The organism is Streptomyces sp. NPDC048481, assembly GCF_043200075.1.
In the GTDB taxonomy this organism is placed as follows: Bacteria; Actinomycetota; Actinomycetes; order Streptomycetales; family Streptomycetaceae; genus Streptomyces.
The window spans coordinates 58,926-81,650 of record NZ_JBICXC010000008.1 but is presented as its reverse complement, the minus strand read 5'-3'; the positions used below and the strand labels follow the sequence as shown (position 1 = coordinate 81,650).

At 71.5% G+C, this 22,725-nt stretch carries 15 protein-coding genes; 3 read left to right on the top strand and 12 right to left on the bottom strand.

Annotated features, from left to right (window positions below):
* Positions 1-392: 392 nt before the first annotated feature.
* The 3 genes from ACGFSH_RS23750 to ACGFSH_RS23740 form a co-directional block, all read right to left on the bottom strand.
* On the bottom strand, positions 393-1,298 hold the full coding sequence (locus ACGFSH_RS23750) for an ADP-ribosylglycohydrolase family protein (protein ID WP_393351786.1): 906 nt from the start codon (positions 1,296-1,298) through the stop codon (positions 393-395).
* Positions 1,295-1,972, bottom strand: a complete 678-nt coding sequence (locus ACGFSH_RS23745; RefSeq protein ID WP_393351784.1) for a histidine phosphatase family protein — start codon at positions 1,970-1,972, stop codon at positions 1,295-1,297. The genes ACGFSH_RS23750 and ACGFSH_RS23745 overlap by 4 nt, the downstream gene beginning before the upstream one ends.
* 118 nt (positions 1,973-2,090) lie before the next feature.
* Positions 2,091-2,696: a YdbC family protein gene (locus ACGFSH_RS23740; protein WP_393351782.1), complete on the bottom strand. Its 606-nt coding sequence runs from the start codon at positions 2,694-2,696 to the stop codon at positions 2,091-2,093.
* Positions 2,697-2,852: 156 nt separating this feature from the next.
* On the opposite strand from ACGFSH_RS23740, the gene ACGFSH_RS23735 reads away from it, so the two are divergent.
* On the top strand, positions 2,853-3,386 hold the full coding sequence (locus tag ACGFSH_RS23735) for a TerD family protein (protein ID WP_393351779.1): 534 nt from the start codon (positions 2,853-2,855) through the stop codon (positions 3,384-3,386).
* 133 nt (positions 3,387-3,519) lie between these two features.
* On the opposite strand, the gene ACGFSH_RS23730 is transcribed toward ACGFSH_RS23735, so the two are convergent.
* Positions 3,520-6,420: a vitamin B12-dependent ribonucleotide reductase gene (locus ACGFSH_RS23730; protein ID WP_393351776.1), complete on the bottom strand. Its 2,901-nt coding sequence runs from the start codon at positions 6,418-6,420 to the stop codon at positions 3,520-3,522.
* 161 nt (positions 6,421-6,581) lie between these two features.
* Entirely contained in the window at positions 6,582-7,151 is a 570-nt protein-coding gene (nrdR, locus tag ACGFSH_RS23725; protein WP_393351773.1) for a transcriptional regulator NrdR, read from the bottom strand.
* Between the two features lie 582 nt (positions 7,152-7,733).
* Between nrdR and lexA the strand changes: the two genes are divergently transcribed.
* Positions 7,734-8,513: a transcriptional repressor LexA gene (gene lexA, locus ACGFSH_RS23720; protein WP_329414333.1), complete on the top strand. Its 780-nt coding sequence runs from the start codon at positions 7,734-7,736 to the stop codon at positions 8,511-8,513.
* A 199-nt stretch (positions 8,514-8,712) separates the two neighbouring features.
* On the opposite strand, the gene ACGFSH_RS23715 is transcribed toward lexA, so the two are convergent.
* The 4 genes from ACGFSH_RS23715 to ACGFSH_RS23700 all read right to left on the bottom strand — a co-directional run bounded on the left by ACGFSH_RS23715 (position 8,713) and on the right by ACGFSH_RS23700 (position 15,336).
* The gene (locus ACGFSH_RS23715; protein ID WP_393351771.1) at positions 8,713-10,746 is read right to left on the bottom strand and encodes an ATP-dependent DNA helicase; all 2,034 of its coding nucleotides are present in this window, start codon (positions 10,744-10,746) and stop codon (positions 8,713-8,715) included.
* Positions 10,747-10,923: 177 nt separating this feature from the next.
* Positions 10,924-11,523, bottom strand: coding sequence for a GNAT family N-acetyltransferase (locus ACGFSH_RS23710; RefSeq protein ID WP_393351769.1), 600 nt, complete (start codon positions 11,521-11,523; stop codon positions 10,924-10,926).
* Positions 11,524-11,544: 21 nt separating this feature from the next.
* The gene (locus ACGFSH_RS23705; protein WP_393351766.1) at positions 11,545-13,512 is read right to left on the bottom strand and encodes an IucA/IucC family protein; all 1,968 of its coding nucleotides are present in this window, start codon (positions 13,510-13,512) and stop codon (positions 11,545-11,547) included.
* 246 nt (positions 13,513-13,758) lie between these two features.
* Positions 13,759-15,336, bottom strand: coding sequence for a diaminobutyrate--2-oxoglutarate transaminase family protein (locus tag ACGFSH_RS23700; RefSeq protein WP_393351764.1), 1,578 nt, complete (start codon positions 15,334-15,336; stop codon positions 13,759-13,761).
* A 286-nt stretch (positions 15,337-15,622) separates the two neighbouring features.
* Between ACGFSH_RS23700 and ACGFSH_RS23695 the strand changes: the two genes are divergently transcribed.
* Positions 15,623-16,849 (top strand): trypsin-like serine peptidase, encoded by a 1,227-nt coding sequence (locus ACGFSH_RS23695; RefSeq protein WP_393351763.1) that lies wholly within the window; start codon positions 15,623-15,625, stop codon positions 16,847-16,849.
* An 87-nt stretch (positions 16,850-16,936) separates the two neighbouring features.
* Here the strand turns inward: ACGFSH_RS23695 and hflX are convergent, their stop codons facing one another.
* The 3 genes from hflX to ACGFSH_RS23680 all read right to left on the bottom strand — a co-directional run bounded on the left by hflX (position 16,937) and on the right by ACGFSH_RS23680 (position 22,499).
* Positions 16,937-18,430: a GTPase HflX gene (gene hflX, locus ACGFSH_RS23690; RefSeq protein ID WP_393351761.1), complete on the bottom strand. Its 1,494-nt coding sequence runs from the start codon at positions 18,428-18,430 to the stop codon at positions 16,937-16,939.
* A 179-nt stretch (positions 18,431-18,609) separates the two neighbouring features.
* Entirely contained in the window at positions 18,610-20,154 is a 1,545-nt protein-coding gene (locus ACGFSH_RS23685; RefSeq protein ID WP_393351758.1) for a M1 family metallopeptidase, read from the bottom strand.
* A 158-nt stretch (positions 20,155-20,312) separates the two neighbouring features.
* Entirely contained in the window at positions 20,313-22,499 is a 2,187-nt protein-coding gene (locus ACGFSH_RS23680; RefSeq protein WP_393351754.1) for a RelA/SpoT family protein, read from the bottom strand.
* Positions 22,500-22,725 lie beyond the last annotated feature (226 nt).

Sequence of the window (22,725 nt, the reverse complement as noted above, 5' to 3'; positions counted from 1 at the left end):
TCCCACCCCCTGCGTTTCCCGTCGTCCCAGTCCCTGGCCGCTGTGGGCATTCGTCGCACAGCGGTCGTTCGGACAACGCCCGGCGGTCACGCAGAGTTCCCGCCGAATACGCAGAGTTCGCACGCCGACGTGGTGAGGTGGCCCGGGCGGGGCGCGCCGTGCGCCTTTCGCGCCCCCGTGCGGCGACGCCCCGGCCGCCCGGTCAGCCGCGGACGGCCGCCGTCATCGGCAGTACCCGTCCTCACCGGCGCCGCACGAGGCGTCGCCGCCCGGCCGTCGCTCCGAGCGGCCGGTGAGTTCACGGCCTTCAGTTCTCCCGGCCCTCAGGTCTCCCGGCGCTCAGGTCTCCCGGCGCTCAGGTCTCCCGGCCGTCGGGTCTTCCGGCCCTTGCCTCACCCGGAGGCGGACAGCCACTCCGGCAGGTCCTCCACCTGCCGTGTCCACGCGACGGGCGGCGCCCCGGCCTTGCCCGCGGCGAGCACACCGCCGACGATGGCGCACGTGGTGTCCACGTCCCCGCCGACCTGCGCGGTCGTCCAGAAGGCCGTCTCGTAGTCGGTCAGGGACCGTGCGGCCGACCACAGCGCGAACGGCACGGTGTCATGGGCCGACGTGCGTCTGCCGCAGCCCAGGACGGCCGCCACGGTGGCCGCGTCCGCGTAGTCGAGCATGTCCCGGGCGCGCCCCAGTCCCGCGCGAACGGCGCTCTTGGGGACCAGGGCGATGACGCCGTCCAGCAGGGCGTCCGCGGAGGGAGGTCCGCCCGGAGCGCCCGCCAGCGCGGCGGCCGCGGCCACGGCCATGGCCCCCACCACGGCCTCCCGGTGCTGATGCGTGGGGTAGGAGGAGATCTCCGCCTGGTGGGTCGCCTGCTCGGGGTCGTCCGCGTACCAGGCGCCCAGGGGGGCGATCCGCATGGCGGCGCCGTTGCCCCAGGATCCCTGGCCGTTGAAGAGGGCGGACGACAGCTCGCGCCAGTCGTCGCCCTCTCTGACCAGTCTGAGCAGACGGTTGACGGCGGGGCCGTAGCCGCGGTCGAAGTCGTGGTGCTCGGCGAACGACCGGGCCAGCGCGTCCTGGTCGATGCGATGGTGGGCGGTGAGGACGGCCACCACCGAGCAGGCCATCTCGGTGTCGTCGGTCCACTGCCAGGGGCCGGGCGGCAGCTCCTGGCGCTGCAACAGCGGATAGTTCACCGGCACGAAGAACTGTGAGCCCAGGGCGTCGCCCACGGCGAGGCCGCGCAGGCTGGCCAGGGCGCGCTCCAGGCGCCCGGCGGGAGAGGAGTCAGCGATCATCTTTCACCCACTCTATCGCCGGTGATCCCGTAGGGCGCCGGTTCCCGCCAGCGGTCGAAGGGCCGGTCGAGGGCGTACCGGTCGTCGTCCTTCAGAACGAGCATCCGCATCTCCGCGTTCCCCGGATTCGCGAGGGACTCGAATTCGGCCACCGTCCAGTGGAACCAGCGCATGCAGAACAGGCGCATCGCCAGGCCGTGGGTCACCAGCAGGACGTTCGGCGGGTGGTCGGGGGCCTCGAAGCTGCGGAACAGGCTCTCCAGGAAGCCGCCGACCCGGTCGTAGACGTCCGCTCCGCTCTCGCCCTGCGCGAAGCGGTAGAAGAAGTGCCCGTAGGCGTCGCGGTAGGTCTTCTGCAACTGGACGTCGTCGCGGTCCTGCCAGTTCCCCCAGTCCTGCTCACGCAGCCGGGGCTCCTCGCGGACCCGTATCAGCTCGGGATCGAGGTGGAAGGCCTGGAGGGTCTCGTGCGTGCGCCGGTAGGGGGAGACGTACACGCTGACCCGCTCGCGGCCGAAGACCTCCCGCAGGTGCTTTCCCGTCTCCTCGGCCTGCCTGCGGCCCCGCTCGGTCAGGGCCAGTGCGTGGTCGGGTTCACGCTCGTAGACGGTGTCATCAACATTGCCCGTTGACTCCCCGTGCCGGACAAGGACGATGCGCCGTGGTCGTGCCATGCCAAAACCCTAGATCGGTCGGCGGCCGATCGAGCACCCGTGGGCACTCCATACGGCGTAGGTCACACAAACACTCTCCCGGAAGGCCGCGGGCGGCGCACGTCGGACGGCCGTGTCCTCACACCGTCCAGGCCGACTCCAGCTCGACGATGTCGCCGGTCATGGAGGAGACGTCGGCCTCCGTCTGCGCGCGCAGGGCGAGCCGCTCCACTCGTTCGGTCCGGTATTTTCCGTGTTCGGCCTGCGAACGCCACATCGACAGGACCAGGAACTCGGGGCCGGGCGCCTCGGCGAACAGGCCGCGGATCATGCCGGGAGAGCCGGCCATCGCCGGGTTCCACACCTTCTCCTGCATCAGCGTGAAGTGCTCGGCGCGCTTTTCGTGGACCCGGCAGAGGGCGACCCGCACCAGGTCGGAGTCGGTGAAGCGGGGCTCGAAGCCGGTCTTCACGTCGAATCGGTAGTCGAAGAGCCGCACCTGGGGATCCTTGAAGGTGCCCGACTGGGCCGTCGCCAGCCGGTCGTGAGAGCGGGCCATGAAGGAGTCGTAGAAGGCGCGGCTCTCCCAGAAGGTGAAGACATGCGCGACGGAGGGCCGTGCCCTGCTCCAGCCCCCGCCCTGTCCCCGAAATCCCGGCTCCCCCAGAAGCCCCGCCCACTTTCGCTGTCCCCGTTCGAAACCGCGGCGGTCCACCACGGTGCAGCGAATCCACTTGACCAGCACCGCGCCATGGTAAGGCCAGCGGGCGTGGCGTTGGTCACTCTCGCGCACAGTGCTCCGCCACGGCCGTCCACGCGCGCGTGGCAGGATGGACAACCGGCCCTGACGGACGGCCCGTTCGGGGACGACGGCAACGGGGAATCGGGGAGGGGAAGTCCGGTGAGCGGCCTCAACAAGGGCATCCGCAAGATCGAGATGGCGCTGAAGTGGGATCCCAGTCCGGCGGGGCAGCCGCCCACCGACCTGGACGTCGTGGCGGCGACCTACCTGGCGAGCGATCCACACGGCGACCCCGCCTACGTGGTGCACTTCGACAGCCGCTCGCCCGACGGCACGATCTATCTCAACCGGGACAGCAAGGACGGCAAGGGCTTCGGCTGGGACGAGGTCATGACGCTGGAGCTCGACCGTCTGGACGCGCGGTACGCGCGCGTGGTCCTCGGCGTCGTCATCCAGCAGAGCCCTCAGCCCCGGACGTTCGTCGGGGTCCTCAACCCCGGCTTCCGCATAAGGGAGGGCTACACCGTCCTGGACGAGGGCGAGTTCGGCGACGTCCTGGGCGCGACCGCGGCGACCGTCGGTGAGTTCGTGCGCGAGACGTCCGACAGCTGGTCGTTCCACCCGGGGGTACGGGGCTTCGAGGACGACCCGGCGACGTTCACCCGCGTCATGGGCCGGGTGCACCGGTCCTGATCGCGCCGGGCGCGAACGGGCGTCGTCACGCGGGCCCGTCCGATGACGCCGGCGGGCGGGAACGCCGAGGGCGGTGGAGCCGAAGTCCGGCTCCACCGCCCTCGCCGGATCATGCCGATCCGGGCGTCACCGCCTAGCTGCAGCCGCTGGTGGAGCCGCAGCCCTCGCAGATGTAGCAGGAGCCGGCGCGCTGCATCTTCGTGCCGCAGGAGAAGCACAGCGGGGCGTCGGCCTGGATGCCCAGCTGCATCTCCACCAGCTCGGCGCTGGTGTGGGCCTGCTGCGGCACCGGACGGGCCGCCTCGGGCTCCGCCTTGGGCGCGGCGACGGCCTTCAGGTCCGTCTGGCGGGGCGCGGACTGGGCCAGGCCCTCCACGTCCACGTCCTCCTCCTCGAGGTTCGGCTCGTAGGAGCCGGTCTCCAGGTGGCGCTGACGCTCCTCGGCGGAGTGGATGCCGAGTGCCGAGCGGGTCTCGAAGGGCAGGAAGTCGAGCGCCAGGCGGCGGAAGATGTAGTCGACGATCGACTGCGCCATCCGCACGTCCGGGTCGTCCGTCATGCCGGCCGGCTCGAAGCGCATGTTGGTGAACTTCGAGACGTACGTCTCCAGCGGGACGCCGTACTGGAGGCCGACGGAGACCGCGATGGAGAAGGCGTCCATCATGCCGGCGAGGGTCGAACCCTGCTTGGACATCTTCAGGAAGACCTCGCCGAGACCGTCGTCCGGGTAGGAGTTGGCGGTCATGTAGCCCTCGGCGCCGCCGACCGTGAACGAGGTCGTGATGCCGGGACGGCCCTTGGGCAGGCGCTTGCGGACCGGGCGGTACTCGATGACCTTCTCGACCGCGGCACGGATCGTGTCCTCGGCCTTCTCGGTGACCTCGGCCTTCTCCTTCTCCTTGGTCTTCGCGGAGAGGGGCTGGCCGACCTTGCAGTTGTCGCGGTAGATCGCGAGCGCCTTGACGCCCAGCTTCCAGGCCTCGAAGTAGATCTCCTCGACCTCCTCGACGGTCGCCGTCTCCGGCATGTTGACCGTCTTGGAGATGGCTCCGGAGATCCAGGGCTGGATCGCGGCCATCATGCGGACGTGGCCCATCGGGGAGATGGCGCGCTCGCCCATGGCGCAGTCGAACACCTCGTAGTGCTCGTGCGCGAGACCGGGGGCGTCGATCACGTTGCCGTTCTCGGCGATGTGGGCGACGATCGCCTCGATCTGCTCCTCCTGGTAGCCCAGGCGGCGCAGGGCCTGCGGGACGGTGCCGTTGACGATCTGCATGGAGCCGCCGCCGACCAGCTTCTTGAACTTGACCAGGGCGAGGTCGGGCTCGACGCCGGTGGTGTCGCAGGACATCGCCAGACCGATGGTGCCGGTCGGGGCGAGCACGGACGCCTGGGCGTTACGGAAGCCGTTCTTCTCACCGAGGCGCAGCACGTCCTGCCAGGCCTCCGTGGCGGCGGCCCAGACCGGGGTGTCCAGGTCGTCCATGCGCGGGGCCGTCGCGTTGGCGTCGGAGTGCTGCTTCATGACGCGGTTGTGGGCGTCGGCGTTGCGGGCGTAGCCGTCGTACGGGCCGACGACCGCGGCCAGCTCCGAGGAGCGGCGGTAGGCCGTGCCGGTCATCAGGGAGGTGATGGCGCCGGCGAGGGAGCGGCCGCCGTCGCTGTCGTAGGCGTGGCCGGTGGCCATCAGCAGGGCGCCGAGATTGGCGTAGCCGATGCCGAGCTGGCGGAACGCGCGCGTGTTCTCGCCGATCTTCTGGGTGGGGAAGTCCGCGAAGCAGATGGAGATGTCCATCGCGGTGATGACGAGCTCGACGACCTTCTGGAAGCGGTCCGCCTCGAAGGACTGGGTGCCCTTGCCGTCGTCCTTGAGGAACTTCATCAGGTTCAGCGAGGCGAGGTTGCAGGACGTGTTGTCCAGGTGCATGTACTCGCTGCACGGGTTCGACGCGGTGATCCGGCCGGACTCGGGGCAGGTGTGCCAGTTGTTGATCACACCGTCGTACTGGATGCCGGGGTCGGCGCAGGCCCAGGCGGCCTCGGCGAGCTTGCGGAACAGCGCCTTGGCGTCGACCTTCTCGATGATCTCGCCGGTCATGCGGGCGCGCAGGCCGAACTCGGCGCCGTTCTCGACGGCCGTCATGAACTCGTCGTTGACGCGGACGCTGTTGTTGGCGTTCTGGTACTGGACGGACGTGATGTCGTCGCCGCCCAGGTCCATGTCGAAGCCCGCGTCGCGCAGGGCGCGGATCTTCTCCTCCTCCTTCACCTTGGTGGCGATGAAGTCCTCGATGTCCGGGTGGTCCACGTCGAGGACGACCATCTTGGCCGCACGACGCGTGGCGCCACCGGACTTGATGGTGCCGGCGGAGGCGTCGGCGCCGCGCATGAAGGACACCGGGCCGGAGGCGTTGCCGCCGGAGGAGAGGAGTTCCTTGGAGGAGCGGATCCGCGAGAGGTTCAGGCCGGCGCCGGAGCCGCCCTTGAAGATCATGCCCTCTTCCTTGTACCAGTCGAGGATCGACTCCATGGAGTCGTCGACGGCCAGGATGAAGCAGGCGGAGACCTGCTGGGGCTGCGGGGTCCCGACGTTGAACCAGACGGGGCTGTTGAAGCTGAAGATCTGGTGCAGGAGGGCGTAGGCCAGCTCGTGCTCGAAGATCTCGGCGTCGGCGGGCGAGGCGAAGTAGCTGTTGTCCTCGCCGGCCTTCCGGTACGTCTTCACGATGCGGTCGATCAGCTGCCGGAGGCCGGTCTCGCGCTGCGGGGTGCCCACGGCACCGCGGAAGTACTTGCTGGTGACGATGTTGACCGCGTTCACCGACCAGAAGTCGGGGAACTCGACGCCACGCTGCTCGAAGTTGACCGAGCCGTCGCGCCAGTTGGTCATGACGACGTCACGACGCTCCCAGGCAACCTCGTCGTAAGGATGCACTCCGGGGGTCGTGTGGATGCGCTCGATGCGCAGGCCCTTGGTGTTCTTAGCGCCCTTGGCTCGGGAACCTCGTGCCGGACCGCTCGCCGTCTCTGTCATGCCGCCTCCCTCTACGGGCGAAAACGCCCTGAAATGCCACGTTGTTCCCGTGACACGTTGTTCTGTCTCGTGCTGTGGGCGCCCACGCGCTACCGCCCACACCAGGTCTTCGTCGGCCGCCGCCCTGCCGCCGCGGAGGGGCTCCGGGCGCGGCCCGTCGGTCAGTCGGCGGCCTGGGCCGGCTCGGGGACCTGCACGGTCCCTCCGCGCCCGCCGTCGTCCTTCCGGCTCCCCGCGACATCCCCTGCTTCGTCCGGGCGGTCGCCTTCGTCCGGGGCGGGGGGTCCCGTCTGGTCCCTGAGTTCCGCGATCGCCGCCTCGAAGTCCTCGAGCGAGTCGAACGCCCGGTAGACGGAGGCGAACCGCAGATAGGCGACGAGGTCCAGCTCCTGCAGCGGACCGAGTATGGCCAGCCCCACGTCATGGGTGGTCAGCTCGGCGCTTCCGGTCGCCCGTACCGCCTCCTCGACCCGCTGGCCGAGCTGGGCGAGGGCGTCCTCGGTGACGGGCCGCCCCTGACACGCCTTGCGGACACCGTTGATCACCTTGGTGCGGCTGAACGGTTCGGTGACCCCGGACCGCTTGACCACCATCAGCGAGCACGTCTCCACGGTCGTGAAGCGGCGGGAGCAGTCGGGGCACTGACGCCGCCTGCGGATCGACGTGCCGTCGTCCGTCGTACGGCTGTCGACCACGCGGCTGTCGGGGTGCCTGCAGAAGGGGCAGTGCATGAACTCCAACCCTCCTCACAGCAGACTCAATGGCCTCGCCGGACCTCAGGGGCCCCACGAAGCAGCCCCAAGCATAGGGGATCCATCAGCATCCGAAGACACCGGACCACAACTTCTGGGCCGCTGCGCCAATCCAACCACTACATGTGGGGCTTGGCGCATACATCCAGGCCGTATCGCGTGTCGCGTACTTCGCGCTCACCGCACGCGATCCGGCCGTCACGCCGAGCACCCGGAATCCACCCCGGCACGCGCGTGTACGGGCGTATCGCGACGGCGCTCACGGCGATACCGTGAGCGCCACGGGGAGGAGCGGTGGGACTCTCGCGCAGCAGCGGTCCCGGTCCTCGATCCACCGGAGGCCGGATGGCAGACTGGGGCCACGCCTCACAAGGTCATCGTCTCCGGCGGTGAAGAGTACAACGGTGAGGCCCTCCACCTGCCCGGAGACCGCGTCAGCCATACACCCAGAGACAAGATCAAGTCCGGTTATCCACGTTTTTTCACTCGAACGTGTGTTTGGCGCAACCTTTCGAAAGCCACTACCGTTGTCCAGCAGGGAGACAACCGAGAGGGGCCGACGTGACCACCACCGCAGACAGTGCCACCATCACTGCCCAGGACCGCTCCCAGGGCCGACTCGAGCCGGTGCATGCGATGAACGAAACCGTGAATCCCGAGGCGCACAAGCGCTCGTTGCCCGGCCGGCCTCCGGGCATCCGCGCAGACAGCTCGGGGCTCACCGACCGGCAGCGCCGAGTGATCGAGGTCATCAGGGACTCCGTGCAACGGCGCGGGTATCCGCCGTCGATGAGGGAGATCGGCCAGGCGGTCGGCCTGTCCAGCACGTCCTCGGTCGCCCACCAGCTCATGGCGCTGGAGCGCAAGGGCTTCCTGCGCCGCGACCCGCACCGCCCGCGCGCGTACGAGGTGCGCGGTTCGGACCAGGCCGCCTCCGTGCAGCCCACCGACACCGCCGGGAAGCCGGCCGCGTCCTATGTCCCCCTGGTCGGCCGGATCGCCGCCGGCGGACCCATCCTCGCCGAGGAGTCGGTGGAGGACGTGTTCCCGCTCCCGAGGCAGCTCGTGGGCGACGGCGAGCTGTTCGTCCTCAAGGTCGTCGGCGACTCGATGATCGAGGCCGCGATCTGTGACGGCGACTGGGTCACCGTCCGCCGCCAGCCCGTCGCCGAGAACGGCGACATCGTGGCCGCGATGCTCGACGGAGAGGCCACGGTCAAGCGCTTCAAGCGCGAGGACGGCCATGTGTGGCTGCTGCCGCACAACTCCGCCTACGAGCCGATCCCGGGCGACGACGCGACCATCCTCGGCAAGGTGGTGGCCGTACTGCGCCGCGTCTGAGCCTCGTGACGGGCGGGCACGCACCCGCCCGGCCCCTCTGACTGGGCCCCGGGATCCCTGCGCCGGTTCCGGGGCCCTGCGCTGCGCCGACGCGCCCTGCCCCTCCCCGCGGGACCGCCCGCCTCCTCAGGCGTGTGGGCCCCGCCGCCGGCCGACGCTGGCCCTGCGCCTACACCTCCCTCTGGGTCTCGGCGTCCTGTTACGTCCCGGCCGCGTCCTCGCTCCCCGCCTTCGCCGATGTCCCGGACCGCGCCGCGAGGTCGGACTCCGCCTGCTTCGCCTTCGCGTCGATCGCGGCGAGCGACCTGCGGACCTGGTTGCGGTCCGTGGTGTACCAGAAGTCGGGCAGGGAGGCCTTCAGATAGCTTCCGTACCGTGCAGTCGCCAGTCGCTGGTCCAGGACGGCCACCACCCCGCGGTCCCCCGACGCCCGGACCAGACGGCCGGCGCCCTGGGCCATGAGCAGCGCCGCGTGGGTCGCGGCGACGGCCATGAAACCGTTGCCTCCGGCCTCCTCCACGGCCTTCTGGCGGGCGCTCATCAGGGGGTCGTCCGGGCGTGGGAACGGGATCTTGTCCATGACGACCAGCTGACAGCTCGTGCCGGGCACGTCGACGCCCTGCCAGAGCGACAGCGTGCCGAACAGGCAGGTCTGCGGGTCCGCCGAGAAGTTCTTGATCAGTTCGCCGAGGGTCTCCTCGCCCTGGAGCAGGATCGGGAACTCGGGGAGCCGGGTGCGCAGTTCCTCGGCGGCGAGCTGCGCCGCGCGCATGGAGGAGAAGAGTCCGAGCGTGCGCCCGCCCGCTGCCTGGATCAGCTCGGTCAGTTCGTCGAGCATGTCGGCGCGGTCGCCGTCGCGCGCGGGCCGCGCGAGGTGTTTGGCGACGTACAGGATGCCCTGTTTGGGGTAGTCGAAGGGGGAGCCGACGTCGATGCCCTTCCACCGGGGGACGTCGTCGCCCTCCGTGCCCTCCGGCGCGAGCCCCATCGAGGCGCCCACCCCGTTGAAGTCCCCGCCCAGCTTCAGCGTGGCCGAGGCCAGCGTCACGGACCGGTCCGTGAAGAGCTTCTCCCGCAGCAGACCCGAGACGGACATGGGCGCGACGCACAGGGAGGCACCGAAGCGCTCGTGGCGCTCGTACCAGACGACGTCCCACTCGGAGCCGTTGCAGATGCGCTCCGCCACGTCGTGCACGGATTCGACGGAGGCCAGCGCCTGCTTGCGCACCGCGTCCTCGTCCTGGACGGACTTGTCACGGGTGGCGCCGATCGCGGAGATCACCGTCCGTGCGGCGTCACGCAGCGCCATCAGGGCGTAGCCGAGGTCCTCCGGGATCTCCTCCAGGCGGCCCGGAAGGGCCAGCTCCATGAGCCGCTCGAAGCCCTCGGCGGCGCTCTGCAACTGGTCGGCCGCCTTCTCGTTGACGAGTTTGGCGGCCCGGCGCACGGACCGGTTGACCTGGCCCGGGGTCAGCTCCCCCGTGGCGACGCCGGTGACGCGGGAGACCAGCTCGTGGGCCTCGTCGACGATCAGCACCTCGTGCTGCGGCAGGACGGGGGCGCCCTCGATGGCGTCGATGGCCAGCAGCGCGTGGTTGGTGACGACGACGTCGGCCAGCTTGGCGCGCTCGCGGGCCATCTCGGCGAAGCACTCGGCTCCGTAGGCGCATTTCGTGGCGCCGAGGCACTCGCGGGAGGACACCGACACCTGGGCCCAGGCCCGGTCGGACACGCCCGGGGTGAGGTCGTCGCGGTCCCCCGACTCGGTCTCGTCGGACCAGTCCCGCAGCCGCAACAGGTCCTGGCCGAGCTTGCTGGTGGGCGCGGCCGCCTCGAACTGGTCGAAGAGGCCCTCCTCCTCGTCCTGCGGGACGCCCTCGTGGAGGCGGTGCAGGCACAGGTAGTTCGACCGGCCCTTGAGCATGGCGAACTCCGGCCGCCGGCGCAGCAGCGGATGCAGCGCCTCGACCGTGCGCGGCAGGTCGCGCTCGACGAGCTGGCGCTGGAGGGCCAGCGTGGCAGTGGCCACCACGACGCGCTCCCCGTGGGCGAGCGCGGGCACGAGGTAGCCGAGGGACTTGCCGGTGCCGGTGCCGGCCTGGACCAGCAGGTGTGAGCCGTCGTCGATCGCCTCGGCGACGGCTTCGGCCATGGTCACCTGGCCGGGGCGCTCCGTGCCGCCGACGGCGGCGACGGCGGCGTGCAGGAGTTCGGGGAGTGAGGGCTTCGTCATAGCGCGACCACCCTACGGCGCGGCACTGACAATCGGATGCCCGAGGCGGGCGGCAGGGTAGGGATCAAGACCGTGGATTTCCTGGTGGCGGAGGGGCAGACGAGCGAGCAGTGGCAGAAGGTGACGGCTCCGAGGCCGGAAAGTGACCGGATCGGGCAGATGGACGCCCATGGGTTTTCATCGACGATCGGACGCGTGACGTTCTCGGATCATCAGGGCCGCCCGCTTGGCTGGTAGATCCAGCTCCGCCGAGAACCGGAAGCCGGCGCTCAGGAAGGCGGCGACGGAGGGGACGTTGCGCAGGTCGGGTTCGGCGACGACGCGGTCGCACGCGGGCGATCCGTCGAGGACGAGTGCGGCTACGGCTTCGAGCAGCGGCCCGCCGAGCCCCCGCCCCCGGTCGGCCGCGCCGCCGATGAGGAGGTGGACGCCCATGTCGTGGGGCCGGGCCGGGTAGTGCCGGGCCAGTGGGTCGAGGTCCGCCCGGTAGATCTCCCAGTAGCTCATCGGCCGCCCCTCCAGCAGGCCCAGGCACGGGGCGCTGTGACCGTCGGCGGCGCACTGTTCACGCAGGTGCCGCTCCGTCACGGAGGCCGGCCCCGCCAGATCCCAGAACGCCGCGACCGCCGGGTCGTTCATCCACCGGACGACGAGCGGGAGGTCCCGCTCGATCCGCACGGGGACGAGCCGGAACGCACCCACGCGCGTGACGACGTCTGCCCGGTCGCCGATGGCAGGGCGCGCACCGGGTCGGGCGTGCGTTCCGGCACCGCGCACGGGGGTCTCCTCTCGGACGGTTCAGGACAGCAGCGGGTTGGCGACGGTGACGTAGACGGACTGGGTGTCCACCGGGCCGACGAGTTCGTCGAGTCCGTGCAGCCGGGTGAGCAGATTGGCCTTGCAGCGCAGGACGGGCGAGTCGAGCAGCCGGGCGGGCAGGGAACTGCGGGCGGCCGCCCGCCGTGCACCCGGGTCCGAGCCGGCCACGGCGTCGGCTGAGGGGCGGTCGACGTCGGCGAGGAAGCGCCGGAAGCCCGCGAGCAGCAGACGTTCGTCGGCGAGCCCCTGGGAGCCGAACGCGCCGATGAGTCCCAGCACGTTGTTGATGCCCAGGTAGTAGCAGAAGCGCTCGTCGGTGACGTCGTCGGAGACGAAGGTGTCGCTGCGCCTGCCGATCCCGGGGAGCCGGGCGTCGAGGTCGCTGCGGCGCGACTGGCGGAAGTAGTAGCCCTGGTTGTCGCGGTAGCGGCCGCCCTTGGGCCAGCCGTCCGGGTCCAGCAGGACGAGCGTGTTCTGCTGGTGCGCCTCCAGGGCGATCCCGGCGACGCCGTCGAGCCAGAGCACGGGCCGGACGACGTGCTCCAGGTAGCGCAGGAACCACTCCGCCGCCACCGCCCCCGGCGGCCTGCCGGTGCGCCCGGCGAGACGGGACACGATCACGGCCAGCCGCGAGCGCCGGAGCGGGCCGCCGTCCGCGGGGGTGGAGGGCGTCCCGGACGTGCGGCGGCCCGCATCGCGCGCGTGCGCCGCGTGGGACGCATCGCGCGCGTGCGGCCGGGGCGCGACGAGGCCGGCGAGACAGCTGACGTCGTCCGCCGGGCCGAAGGGGTTGTGGCGGATCATCACGTCGAGCCCGGTGAGCGGGCGGCCGTCCCGGCCGTCGACGGCCAGCCAGGCCGGATCGCGGACGATGTCGAAGCCGGGGTGCGCCGCGTGCCACTCCTCGGCCAGGCCGGACCGCAGCAGTCGGTGCACCTCCACACCCCGGTGCAGTTCCTTGCGGAGGTTCTCGCGGCGCGAGTTGGTGATGTGCACGGCCAACGACAGCTTCAGCATGGCCGGGGCGCCGGGCCGGTACACGGTGCGCACGGAGGAGGTGGGGTGCCACGGCAGGCCGTGCGCGCCCAGATCCCGCAGCAGACCGGCGTCGAACAGCGCCTCGGCCTCGGGACGGCGGCGCATCTCGCCCAGTTGCCAGGGATGCGCGGGCAGGGCGGCGAAACCATCCGGCACCGACAGCCCCGCGCCCGCCAGCCGCGCAGTCAGCCGTCCGGCGGCGACGGGACGGCCGCCCTCGGTCCAGGCGGAGTCCGTGGCGAGGGCGGAGGGAGCGACGCCGAGCCAGTGGAGCGGGAAGGCTCCGCGCGATTCCGGCGAGTACCGCCGCGCCTCGCCGTCCGAGAGCCCTTCCCGGCTCTTGGGGGTCGGGTGCAGCGGGTGCCCCAGCAGCAGCGCCTGCTCGGCGGCCAGGAACAGATCGGGGCCGTCGGCGGGGCGCTCGCCGCGCTCGGTGAGGAACATGACCGTACGGCGGACGGAGTCGGCGACGCGTGCCACGAGGTCCATGCCCTCGCCGGTCAGCCCGGCCGTACCACCGGCCGTACCCCCGGCATCCTCGGCCGCCCCGGCACCGCTCACACCGCCGGCACCGTCCGCGCCGCGCGCGGGCGTCTCGCGGGCCAGGAGGGCGGCGACCGTGACGGCGTCCACGGGCGGGGCCTGTTCGGGGGCGCCGGCCAGGCGAGGCAGGCCGAAACGGTGCCAGCCCGTCCGGGACCAGTAACGGACCGGGACGAGCAGAGCCGCCCCGCTCGCGGGCAACGGCACGCGCAGGACGCCGTCGTCGGGGGCGGACAGGCCGGTCTCGCGGACCCAGCAGCGCAGCAGGCTCTCGACGCCCGCGGCCTGGGCGGCGGTCTGCGGGTCGGGACGGTCCAGGAGGTCGTCGGTGGCGGGGCCCGGCGGTTCGACGGGCGGACACGCCACCTCCCCGCGCGGCGTCGGCAGGGGGTGCGCGACGGGATCGGAGGGCCCTGCGGAGGAGACGGGGCCGGTGGACGCGGAAGAGGAGACGGAGCAGGCAGACGGCCGCTCGAGCGGGGCCGCGGGTGTGCGCGCGAGGGGCGCGGAATCGGCGTCAGTGGGCTGGGGAGAGCTGGTCACGGTCGGTCCTCGGTCGGTCCTCGGTCGGTCCTCATGGGATGCGGAGTGCGGGGCTGCCCGCGCGCGGGGTCATCTCGTCCGCTCGGCACGGCCGCCCTGAGGCGGAACCTGCTCGGAGGACCGGCGCGCCCGGCCCGTGCCGCGGGCGTGGTCCGCAGCCACCGCGGCCATCGCGTCCGCCAGCCGGTCCAGCACCGCGGTGGCCTGCTCGTCGGTGACGGTCAACGGCGGGAGCAGTCGTACGACGCCGCCGTGGCGCCCTCCGAGTTCGACGATCAGGCCGCGCCGCAGGCACTCCCGCTGGAGGGCGAGGGCCAGTTCCGGGGCGGCAGGGAGCGGGTCACGCGCACCGCGGCTATCAGGGCTCCTGTCGGCCTCATGGATCTCCTCGCCCTCGTGAGGTTGGCAGGCGCCACGGGTCAGGTGAGCCCCGTCAATACCGTCAACCCTGTCAATGCGGTCAACCCCGTCAACCCTGTCGCCTCCTTCGGTCAAGTCGGTCCTGTGCGCCTTGGTGTTTCCCGCACTCCCGGGGCGCTCGCCCTCCGGGTCGACCATCTCGACTCCGATCATCAGCCCGCGCCCCCGGACGTCTCCCATGCACGGGAACTCCTCGGCGAGGTCGCGGAGGCTGCTCAGCAGGCGGGCGCCGACGGCCGCGGCGCGTTCCGCGAGGCCGTGTTCGCGGACGAAGGCGAGGGTGGCCGTGCCGGCGGCCATGGCGAGCTGGTTGCCGCGGAAGGTGCCTGCGTGGGCCCCCGGTCGCCAGACGTCGAGGTCCTCCCGGTAGACGACGACGGCGAGCGGCAGGCCGCCGCCGATCGCCTTGGACAGGACCATCACGTCCGGGGTGACCCCGCTGTGCTGCACCGCCCAGAAGGCGCCGGTCCGCCCGACGCCCGTCTGTACCTCGTCGGCGATCAGCGCGATGGAGCGGTCCGCGGTGATCTGCCTCATCCGGCGCAGCCAGGCGTCCGGCGCGGGGATGACACCGCCCTCCCCCTGTACGGGTTCGAGGATCATCCCGGCGGGGGGCCGCACCCCCGACTTGGGGTCGTCGAGCACGGACTCGGTCCAGCGGGCGGCGAGTTCGGCGCCGTGTTCGCCGCCGACGCCGAACGGGCAGCGGTAGTCCTGCGGGTAGGGCAGCCGCGTCGCCCGGACGTCGCCCGCGCCGGAGGAGACCTCCAGTGATCCGGCGGTCATGCCGTGGTAGGCGCCGGTGAACGCCAGCATGCCCGTGCGTCCGGTGGCGGCCCGGACGAGTTTGAGCGCGGCCTCCACGGCGTCCGTGCCGGCCGGTCCGCAGAACTGCACGCGCGCGTGGTCGGCCAGACCGGGCGGCAGGGTGCGGAACAGCTCCGTGACGAAGGCGTCCTTGACGGGAGTCGCGAGGTCGAGGACCTGTAGGGGCGCGCCCGAGTCGAGCACGGTGCGGACGGCCTCCAGCACGACCGGATGGTTGTGCCCGAGGGCGAGAGCGCCGGCGCCGGAGAGGCAGTCCAGGTAACGGCGGCCGTCCGCGCCCTCGACGGTCATCCCGCGGGCCCGCACCGGCACGATCGGCAGAACGCGCGCGTAGGTGCGCGCCGCCGACTCACGCGCCGACTGACGCTTCAGAATGCCCTCGGGTACCGACTCGGTCACGACCACGGCCCACCGTCCTCCCGCAGTTCAGGGGCCGGGCGCGGACAGCGGACCCCCCACCGCTACCAACCGCGGACCGTCTTCGCGGTTACGGGTTGCCACAAGATCCGCGCTGTGACCGAACAGTTGCCGTTCCGTCGGAAGTCCCCCACAGCGAACGCATATCGTGTGGTGGCATCGCACCAGGCCGTGCGACCCGTTCGCACACGGGACGAGGCACCCGTGGATTCCGTCGCGGGGGAACGGCCGGTGTCTCAAGTTCGTTCACTGCAGGGGGAGTCAGACCATGCGATCCACACGGCCGTCGTTCACCGTTCGCCGAAGGAGGAACGCGCGCCGCACCACTTCCCCCGTGCTGGGCGCCATGGCCCTCGTCTCGGTGCTCGCGCTCACCGCGACCGCGTGCGACTCGGGCGACAGCGAGGCCGGCGGACGCACCGAAGCCTCCGCGTCGGCCACCGGCGACGGGAAGATCACGATCCCGGACGACATCAAGGACCGGCTCAAGGAGCACGGGATCGATCTCGACAAGTGGAAGAACGGCGCCTGGAAGAACTGGGACCGGGACGACTGGCTGCGCGAGGCCAAGGACTACGTCAACCCGATCATCAAGGGCCTGTGGGACCCGGACCGGATGCGCGAGGCGGAGGACCCGGACCGCAGCGTCGACGACAGCGACCTCTCCGGTGACCAGGGCGTGACCGACCCCGCGCCGCAGGCGGTGGAGGCCAAGGCCGTGCCGACGAACTACCACGCCAACGCCCCCGAGGCCGGCAAGGTGTTCTTCGACTCGCCCGAGGGCACGATGGTCTGCTCGGCGACGGTCGTCAAGGACCCGGCCCACCCGGGCAAGTCCAACCTGGTGTGGACGGCGGGCCATTGCGTGCACGCGGGCAAGGGCGGCGGCTGGTACCGCAACATCGCGTTCGTGCCGTCGTACAACGATCGGGGCCTGTCGTCCGCCCAGTTGAAGACGGCCACCAAGGAGCAGGCCGCTCCCTACGGGGTCTGGTGGGGCGACTGGACGAAGACGTCGGACCAGTGGATCGCGCAGGGCGGTCAGACCGGCGGCGACGGCGCCTCCTACGACTACGCCGTGATCCATGTGACGCCGGAGGACGGCGGCACGGGCAAGTCCCTGGAGGAGACGGTCGGTTCGGCGCTGCCGGTGAACTTCAAGGCCCCCGCGGTCCCGAAGGTCGACACCATCACCGCGACCGGGTACCCGGCGGCCAAGCCGTACGACGGTCAGAAGCTCTACCGGTGCCAGGACCGGCCGGGACGGTTCTCGCTCAGCTCCGCCGACCCGACCATGTACCGCATCGGCTGCACGATGACCGGCGGTTCGTCGGGCGGTGGCTGGGTCGCGACCGGCTCGGACGGCAAGCCGGCCCTGGTGTCGAACACCTCGATCGGCCCGGTGCGGTCGGGGTGGCTCGCCGGACCGCGGCTCGGCGACGTCGCCAAGGGCGTCTACGACTCGGTGAGCGACAAGTTCGCCGGTCGCCGCTAGCCACTGACAGGACGAAGGCCTGTCCCCCCGCGCGATGAGCGGGAGGACAGGCCTTCGGCGTACGGCGCTGCGGGCCGGTCGCGACCGTCAGGCGGCCGGCGCCGGAACGTACGGTGCGAGGTCCGCCGCGAGCTCCTCGTGCACCCGCACCTTCAGCAGGGTGCCCTCCGCGGTGTGCTCCTCGGAGATCACCTCGCCCTCGGTGTGGGCACGGGCGACCAGGCCGCCGTGGGTGTAGGGCACGAGCGCCTCGATCTCGACCGACGGCCGCGGCAGCTCGTTGTCGATCAACGCGAGCAGTTCGTCGATGCCCTGACCGGTGCGGGCCGAGACCGCGATGGAGCGCTTCTCGATCCGCATGAGCCGCTGAAGTGTCAGCGGGTCGGCGGCGTCCGCCTTGTTGATCACGACGATCTCGGGCACGCCCGTGGCGCCGACGTCCCGGACGACCTCGCGCACGGCGGCCAGCTGCTCCTCCGGGTTCGGGTGCGAGCCGTCCACCACGTGGAGGATCAGGTCGGACTCGCCGACCTCCTCCATGGTGGAGCGGAACGCCTCGACCAGGTGGTGCGGCAGGTGCCGGACGAAACCGACGGTGTCGACCAGCGTGTACAGACGGCCGCTCGGGGTCTCCGCCCGGCGGACGGTCGGGTCCAGGGTCGCGAACAGCGCGTTCTCGACCAGGACGCCCGCGCCGGTGAGACGGTTGAGCAGGGACGACTTGCCGGCGTTGGTGTATCCCGCGATGGCGACGGACGGCACCTTGTGGCGCTTGCGCTCCTGCCGCTTGATCTCGCGGCCGGTCTTCATCTCCGCGATCTCCCGGCGCATCTTCGCCATCTTCTCGCGGATCCGTCGCCGGTCCGTCTCGATCTTGGTCTCACCGGGGCCTCGGGTGGCGAGACCGCCGCCCTTGCCGCCGCCCATCTGGCGGGACAGCGACTGACCCCAGCCGCGCAGCCTCGGCAGCATGTACTGCATCTGCGCGAGCGCGACCTGCGCCTTGCCCTCACGGGACTTGGCGTGCTGGGCGAAGATGTCCAGGATCAGGGCCGTACGGTCGATGACCTTGACCTTGACGACGTCCTCGAGGTGGATGAGCTGGCCGGGACTCAGCTCACCGTCGCAGATCACGGTGTCGGCGCCGGTCTCCAGGACGATGTCCCGGAGCTCGTTCGCCTTGCCGGAGCCGATGTAGGTGGCCGCGTCGGGCTTGTCGCGGCGCTGGATGACGCCGTCGAGCACGAGCGCTCCCGCCGTCTCCGCGAGGGCGGCCAGCTCCGCGAGGGAGTTGTCCGCGTCCTGGGAGGTTCCCGTGGTCCAGACGCCGACGAGCACGACACGCTCCAGGCGGAGCTGCCGGTACTCGACTTCGGTGACGTCCTCGAGCTCGGTGGAGAGGCCTGCCACGCGGCGCAGGGCCGCGCGCTCGGAGCGGTCGAACTGGTCGCCGTCCCGGTCTCCGTCGATCTCGAGGCTCCAGGCGACGTCCTCTTCCATCAGGGCATCGGCCTTGAGACCTTCGGGATAGGCGTGCGCAATGCGCTTGGTGTCCTGGGAAGGGGAAGAAGAGGAGGTCATTGGGTCCTTACGTCGTTGGGAATGCCGGTTCCGCGGCCTTCAGGACTCACAACGCACGGATGCCCCGGGAGATTCCCGCACACCTCGTGCGCCGCGCCGCGCCGACCAGACGATGGTCGCACGGTACGGCCCGTCTCGTCATCGTCTTATTCCGGCGCCCGCGGGGCCGGCGGCCGTCGTCAGGAGCGGGTCCGGGGCGCCGGCCGCGGCTTCGGGGCGGTCCTCGGTCCGGTGTGGGAGGCGCCCTTCGGCTCCGCCTTGGGTTCGGCCCTGGCGACCGGTGCGGCGGGCTTCCAGTCCGGGTGCCCGGGCATCGCCGGCGTCTTCTCGCCGTAGAGCCAGGCCTTGAAGAACCCGCTCAGGTCGCGCCCCGAGATCCCTGCGGCGAGGCGCTCGAAGTCCGCCGTGGTCGCGGTGGAGTCGCGGTGGTTGCGCACCCAGGCCCGTTCCAGGCGCTCGAAGGCGGGGGCGCCGATCTCCTGGCGCAGGGCGTACAGGACGAGGGCCGCGCCGTCGTAGACGTTGGGCCGGAAGATGCTGATCTTCTGCCCGGGGTGCGGGGCCTTGGGCAGCGCCGGAGGGCCGCCGGCGGCGCGCCAGCGGTCGGAGGCGCCGTACGCGGCCTTCATCCGCGCCTCCAGGGTGCGGCCCGCCTTCTCCTGCGCGTACAGCGCCTCGTACCAGGTGGCGTGTCCTTCGTTGAGCCACAGGTCGGACCAGCTGCGCGGGCTGACGCTGTCGCCGAACCACTGGTGGGACAGCTCGTGCACCATGATCGACTCGACGTACCACTTCGGGTAGCCGGGCTCGGTGAAGAGGTCCTTCTCGAAGAGGGACAGGGTCTGCGTCTCCAGCTCGAACCCGGTCGAGGCGTCCGCCATGAGAAGGCCGTAGGTCTCGAAGGGGTAGGGGCCGACCTTGCCCTCCATCCAGGCGATCTGTCCGGGGGTCTTCTTCAGCCACGGTTCCAGCGCCGCGCGGTCCTTGGTGGGCACGACGTCCCGCACGGGGAGGGCGTGGGGTCCCTCGCGGCGTACGATGGTGGAGCGTCCGATCGACACCTGGGCCAGCTCCGTCGCCATGGGGTGCTGGGTGCGGTAGGTCCACGTGGTCGCCGGGCCGACGCGCTCCACGCCGGCCGGCAGTCCGCCCGCGACGGCCGTGTAGTCGTTGGGGGCGGTGACGCGGATGGTGAACATCGCCTTGTCGGAGGGGTGGTCGTTGCACGGGAAGACCAGGTGGGCGGCGTCCGCCTGGTTGGCCATGGCGAGGCCGTCCGCGGTCCTGACCCAGCCGCCGTCCCGGTCGTCGGTGCTCACCGGGTCGCTGGTGTGCCGCACGGTGATCCGGACCCAGCTGTCCGGCGGCAGCGAGCTGCGCGGGGTGACCACCAGGTCGTCGCCCGCGCCGGCGAAGGCGGCGGGCTCGCCGTCGACCTCGACCGAGTCGACCTTGCCGTGGGCGAAGTCGAGGTTGATCCGGTCCAGGGCGGCCGTCGTCCAGGCGGCGATGGTGGTGACCGCCTGGAGCGGCTTGGCGTTGTCCCCGGAGTAGGTGAAGGACAGGTCGTAGGAGGCGACGTCGTACCCGGGGTTGCCCAGGTACGGGAAGAGACGGTCGCCGACGCCGAGCTGGTCCGCTGGAGCGCTCGCGGCGACGAGGCAGACGGAGACGGCCGAGGCGAGCAGCGCGGACTTGAGCCGGACGCGGGGGGTGAGCAGCATGGACCACCGCTACCAGCGCGGACGCGGGTCGCGTGGGCGACGCGCGCCCGGCCCACCCGAACGGAGGGCTCCCGCGCGCGTGAGCGGACGCGCGACGCGGTCCTGACGAACGGTGACGCCGTACGCACCCCCCACGCGCGGGGTGGGTCCTTCGCCGGTTACGCGGTTTCCGCCGAGGCCTGTGCGTGGTGCTGCGCGCGGTCCACGTCGTAGACGCCGGGCACGTTGCGCATGGCGCGCAGGAGGGCGGGCAGGTGGGCGGCGTCGGGCAGCTGGACGGTGTACGTGTGCCGCACCCGCTGCTGGCTCGGGGGCTCGACGGTCGCGGAGACGATCTCGGCGCCTTCGAGGGCCATCGCCTCGGTGAGGTCGGCCAGCAGATGGGGCCGGCCGAACGATTCCGCGACGAGGCTGACCCGGCAGCCGGTGGTGTCGCCCCAGCTCACCTCGACCTCCTCGCGCCCCGCGCTCGCCATGCGCGCCACGGCGGCGCACTCCGCGCGGTGCACGGTGACCACTCCCCCGCGTACCAGGAAGCCGGTGATGTCGTCGAGCGGTACGGGCGTGCAGCATCCGGCGAGCCGGACGGTGGCGTCGGGCCGGCCGACGACGGTGACGGCGGCTCCTGGGGGCGGGGCGGGCGTGTCCGCTGCGGAGGGGTCGGCCGTCGACCGGGCGGTCTCCTCCGCGGCCTTGGCGGCGCCCGGGTCCGGGGCGGGTGCGGAGTCCTGCGGCTCGGCCGGGGCGGGGTGGGTCGCCAGCCACCGCTGGATGGCGATCCGGGCGGCCGGGGTGTGGGCGTGGTCCAGCCACTCCCTGGACGGCTCGGAGGCGGGGTCCTGGCCCATGAGGAGCTGGACGGTGTCGCCGTCGCGCAGAACGGTGCTGAGGGTCGCCAGGCGGCCGTTCACCCGGGCGCCGATGCAGGCGTGGGCGTCCTCGCCGTACTGCGCGTACGCGGCGTCGACGCAGGTCGCGCCCTCGGGCAGGCCGAGCGTGCCGCCGTCCGGCCGGAAGACGGTGATCTCGCGGTCCTGCGCGAGGTCCTCGCGCAGGGTGGACCAGAAGGTGTCGGGGTCGGGCGCGGCCTCCTGCCAGTCCAGGAGGCGGGAGAGCCAGCCGGGCCGGGTGGGGTCGACGCGCTCCTCGTCGCCGGCGGAGCGCTCCCCGGTCTGGTCCTCGGGGGGCGCGGGGTAGGGGTTGCCGAGCGCCACGACGCCGGCTTCCGCGACCTTGTGCATCTGGTGCGTGCGGATGAGGACTTCGGCGACTTGGCCGTCCTCGCGGGCGACCGCGGTGTGCAGCGACTGGTACAGGTTGAACTTGGGGACGGCGATGAAGTCCTTGAACTCCGAGACCACCGGCGTCATACAGGTGTGCAGTTCACCCAGGACGGCGTAGCAGTCGGCGTCCTCGTTCACCAGCACGAGCAGGCGGCCGAAGTCGGAGCCGCGCATCCGCCCGCGCTTGCGGGAGAAGCGGTGCACGGACACGAAGTGCCGCGGGCGGATGAGGACTTCGGCCTGGATGCCGGCTTCGCGCAGGATCGCGCGCATGGCGTCGGCGAACTCCGCCAGCGGGTCGTCCGCGCGGGAGGCGTTCTCGACGACCAGCTCGCGGGTGCGCTCGTACTCCTCGGGATGCAGGATCGCGAAGACGAGGTCTTCCAGTTCGGTCTTGAGGGCCTGGACGCCGAGGCGTTCGGCGAGCGGGATCAGGACGTCCCGGGTGACCTTGGCGATGCGCGCCTGTTTCTCGGGGCGCATCACGCCCAGGGTGCGCATGTTGTGCAGACGGTCGGCGAGCTTGATCGACATCACGCGTACGTCGTTGCCGGTCGCGACGAGCATCTTGCGGAAGGTCTCGGGCTCGGCGGCCGCGCCGTAGTCGACCTTCTCCAGCTTGGTGACGCCGTCGACGAGATAGCGCACCTCGGCGCCGAACTGCTCCCCCACCTGATCGAGCGTCACATCGGTGTCCTCGACGGTGTCGTGGAGCAGCGAGGCGGTCAGGGTCGTGGTCTCCGCGCCGAGTTCGGCGAGGATCAGGGTGACGGCGAGCGGGTGCGTGATGTAGGGCTCGCCGCTCTTGCGTGTCTGGCCGCGGTGCGAGGACTCGGCGAGGACGTAGGCGCGGCGCAGGGTCTCGAGGTCGGCGTCGGGGTGGTGGGCGCGGTGGACCTCGACGACGTGGCCGATCGCGTCCGGAAGGCGGCCGCGGGAGGCGGGGCCGAGCAGCGCGGCCCCGACCAGGCGGCGCAGATCGATCCGGGGACGGCTGCGCCTGCGGGGTGTGGCTGGCGCCACCGGGCCTGGGGTCGCAGGGTTCGTGGCCTCCGCACTCATGGGCACCTCCGGCTGCGTGGACCGGCGGACGGGGTGTCCCAGGGCGGACACGGCTCAGGGGACTGGTGAACGGTCCCCCGTCCGGGCCGGTGCTTGATGCTACCGAGCCCACCACGCGGGACCGACCGCCTCTCGCCGAGCGTGAAACGGATCACCCATTCGAGCGATGGACGTCAGGTTTACGTTTTTGAGCCACCCGTCCTGGCGCCGGTCGCGTTTTCGAACC

Coding starts and splice junctions, on each gene's coding strand:
- ACGFSH_RS23715 (WP_393351771.1), bottom strand. CDS start 10,746: ATGACGAAGCCCTCACTCCCCGAACTCCTGCACGCCGCCGTCGCCGCC.
- ACGFSH_RS23730 (WP_393351776.1), bottom strand. CDS start 6,420: ATGACAGAGACGGCGAGCGGTCCGGCACGAGGTTCCCGAGCCAAGGGC.
- ACGFSH_RS23750 (WP_393351786.1), bottom strand. CDS start 1,298: ATGATCGCTGACTCCTCTCCCGCCGGGCGCCTGGAGCGCGCCCTGGCC.
- ACGFSH_RS23745 (WP_393351784.1), bottom strand. CDS start 1,972: ATGGCACGACCACGGCGCATCGTCCTTGTCCGGCACGGGGAGTCAACG.
- ACGFSH_RS23695 (WP_393351763.1), top strand. CDS start 15,623: ATGCGATCCACACGGCCGTCGTTCACCGTTCGCCGAAGGAGGAACGCG.
- nrdR (WP_393351773.1), bottom strand. CDS start 7,151: ATGCACTGCCCCTTCTGCAGGCACCCCGACAGCCGCGTGGTCGACAGC.
- ACGFSH_RS23685 (WP_393351758.1), bottom strand. CDS start 20,154: ATGCTGCTCACCCCCCGCGTCCGGCTCAAGTCCGCGCTGCTCGCCTCG.
- ACGFSH_RS23680 (WP_393351754.1), bottom strand. CDS start 22,499: ATGAGTGCGGAGGCCACGAACCCTGCGACCCCAGGCCCGGTGGCGCCA.
- hflX (WP_393351761.1), bottom strand. CDS start 18,430: ATGACCTCCTCTTCTTCCCCTTCCCAGGACACCAAGCGCATTGCGCAC.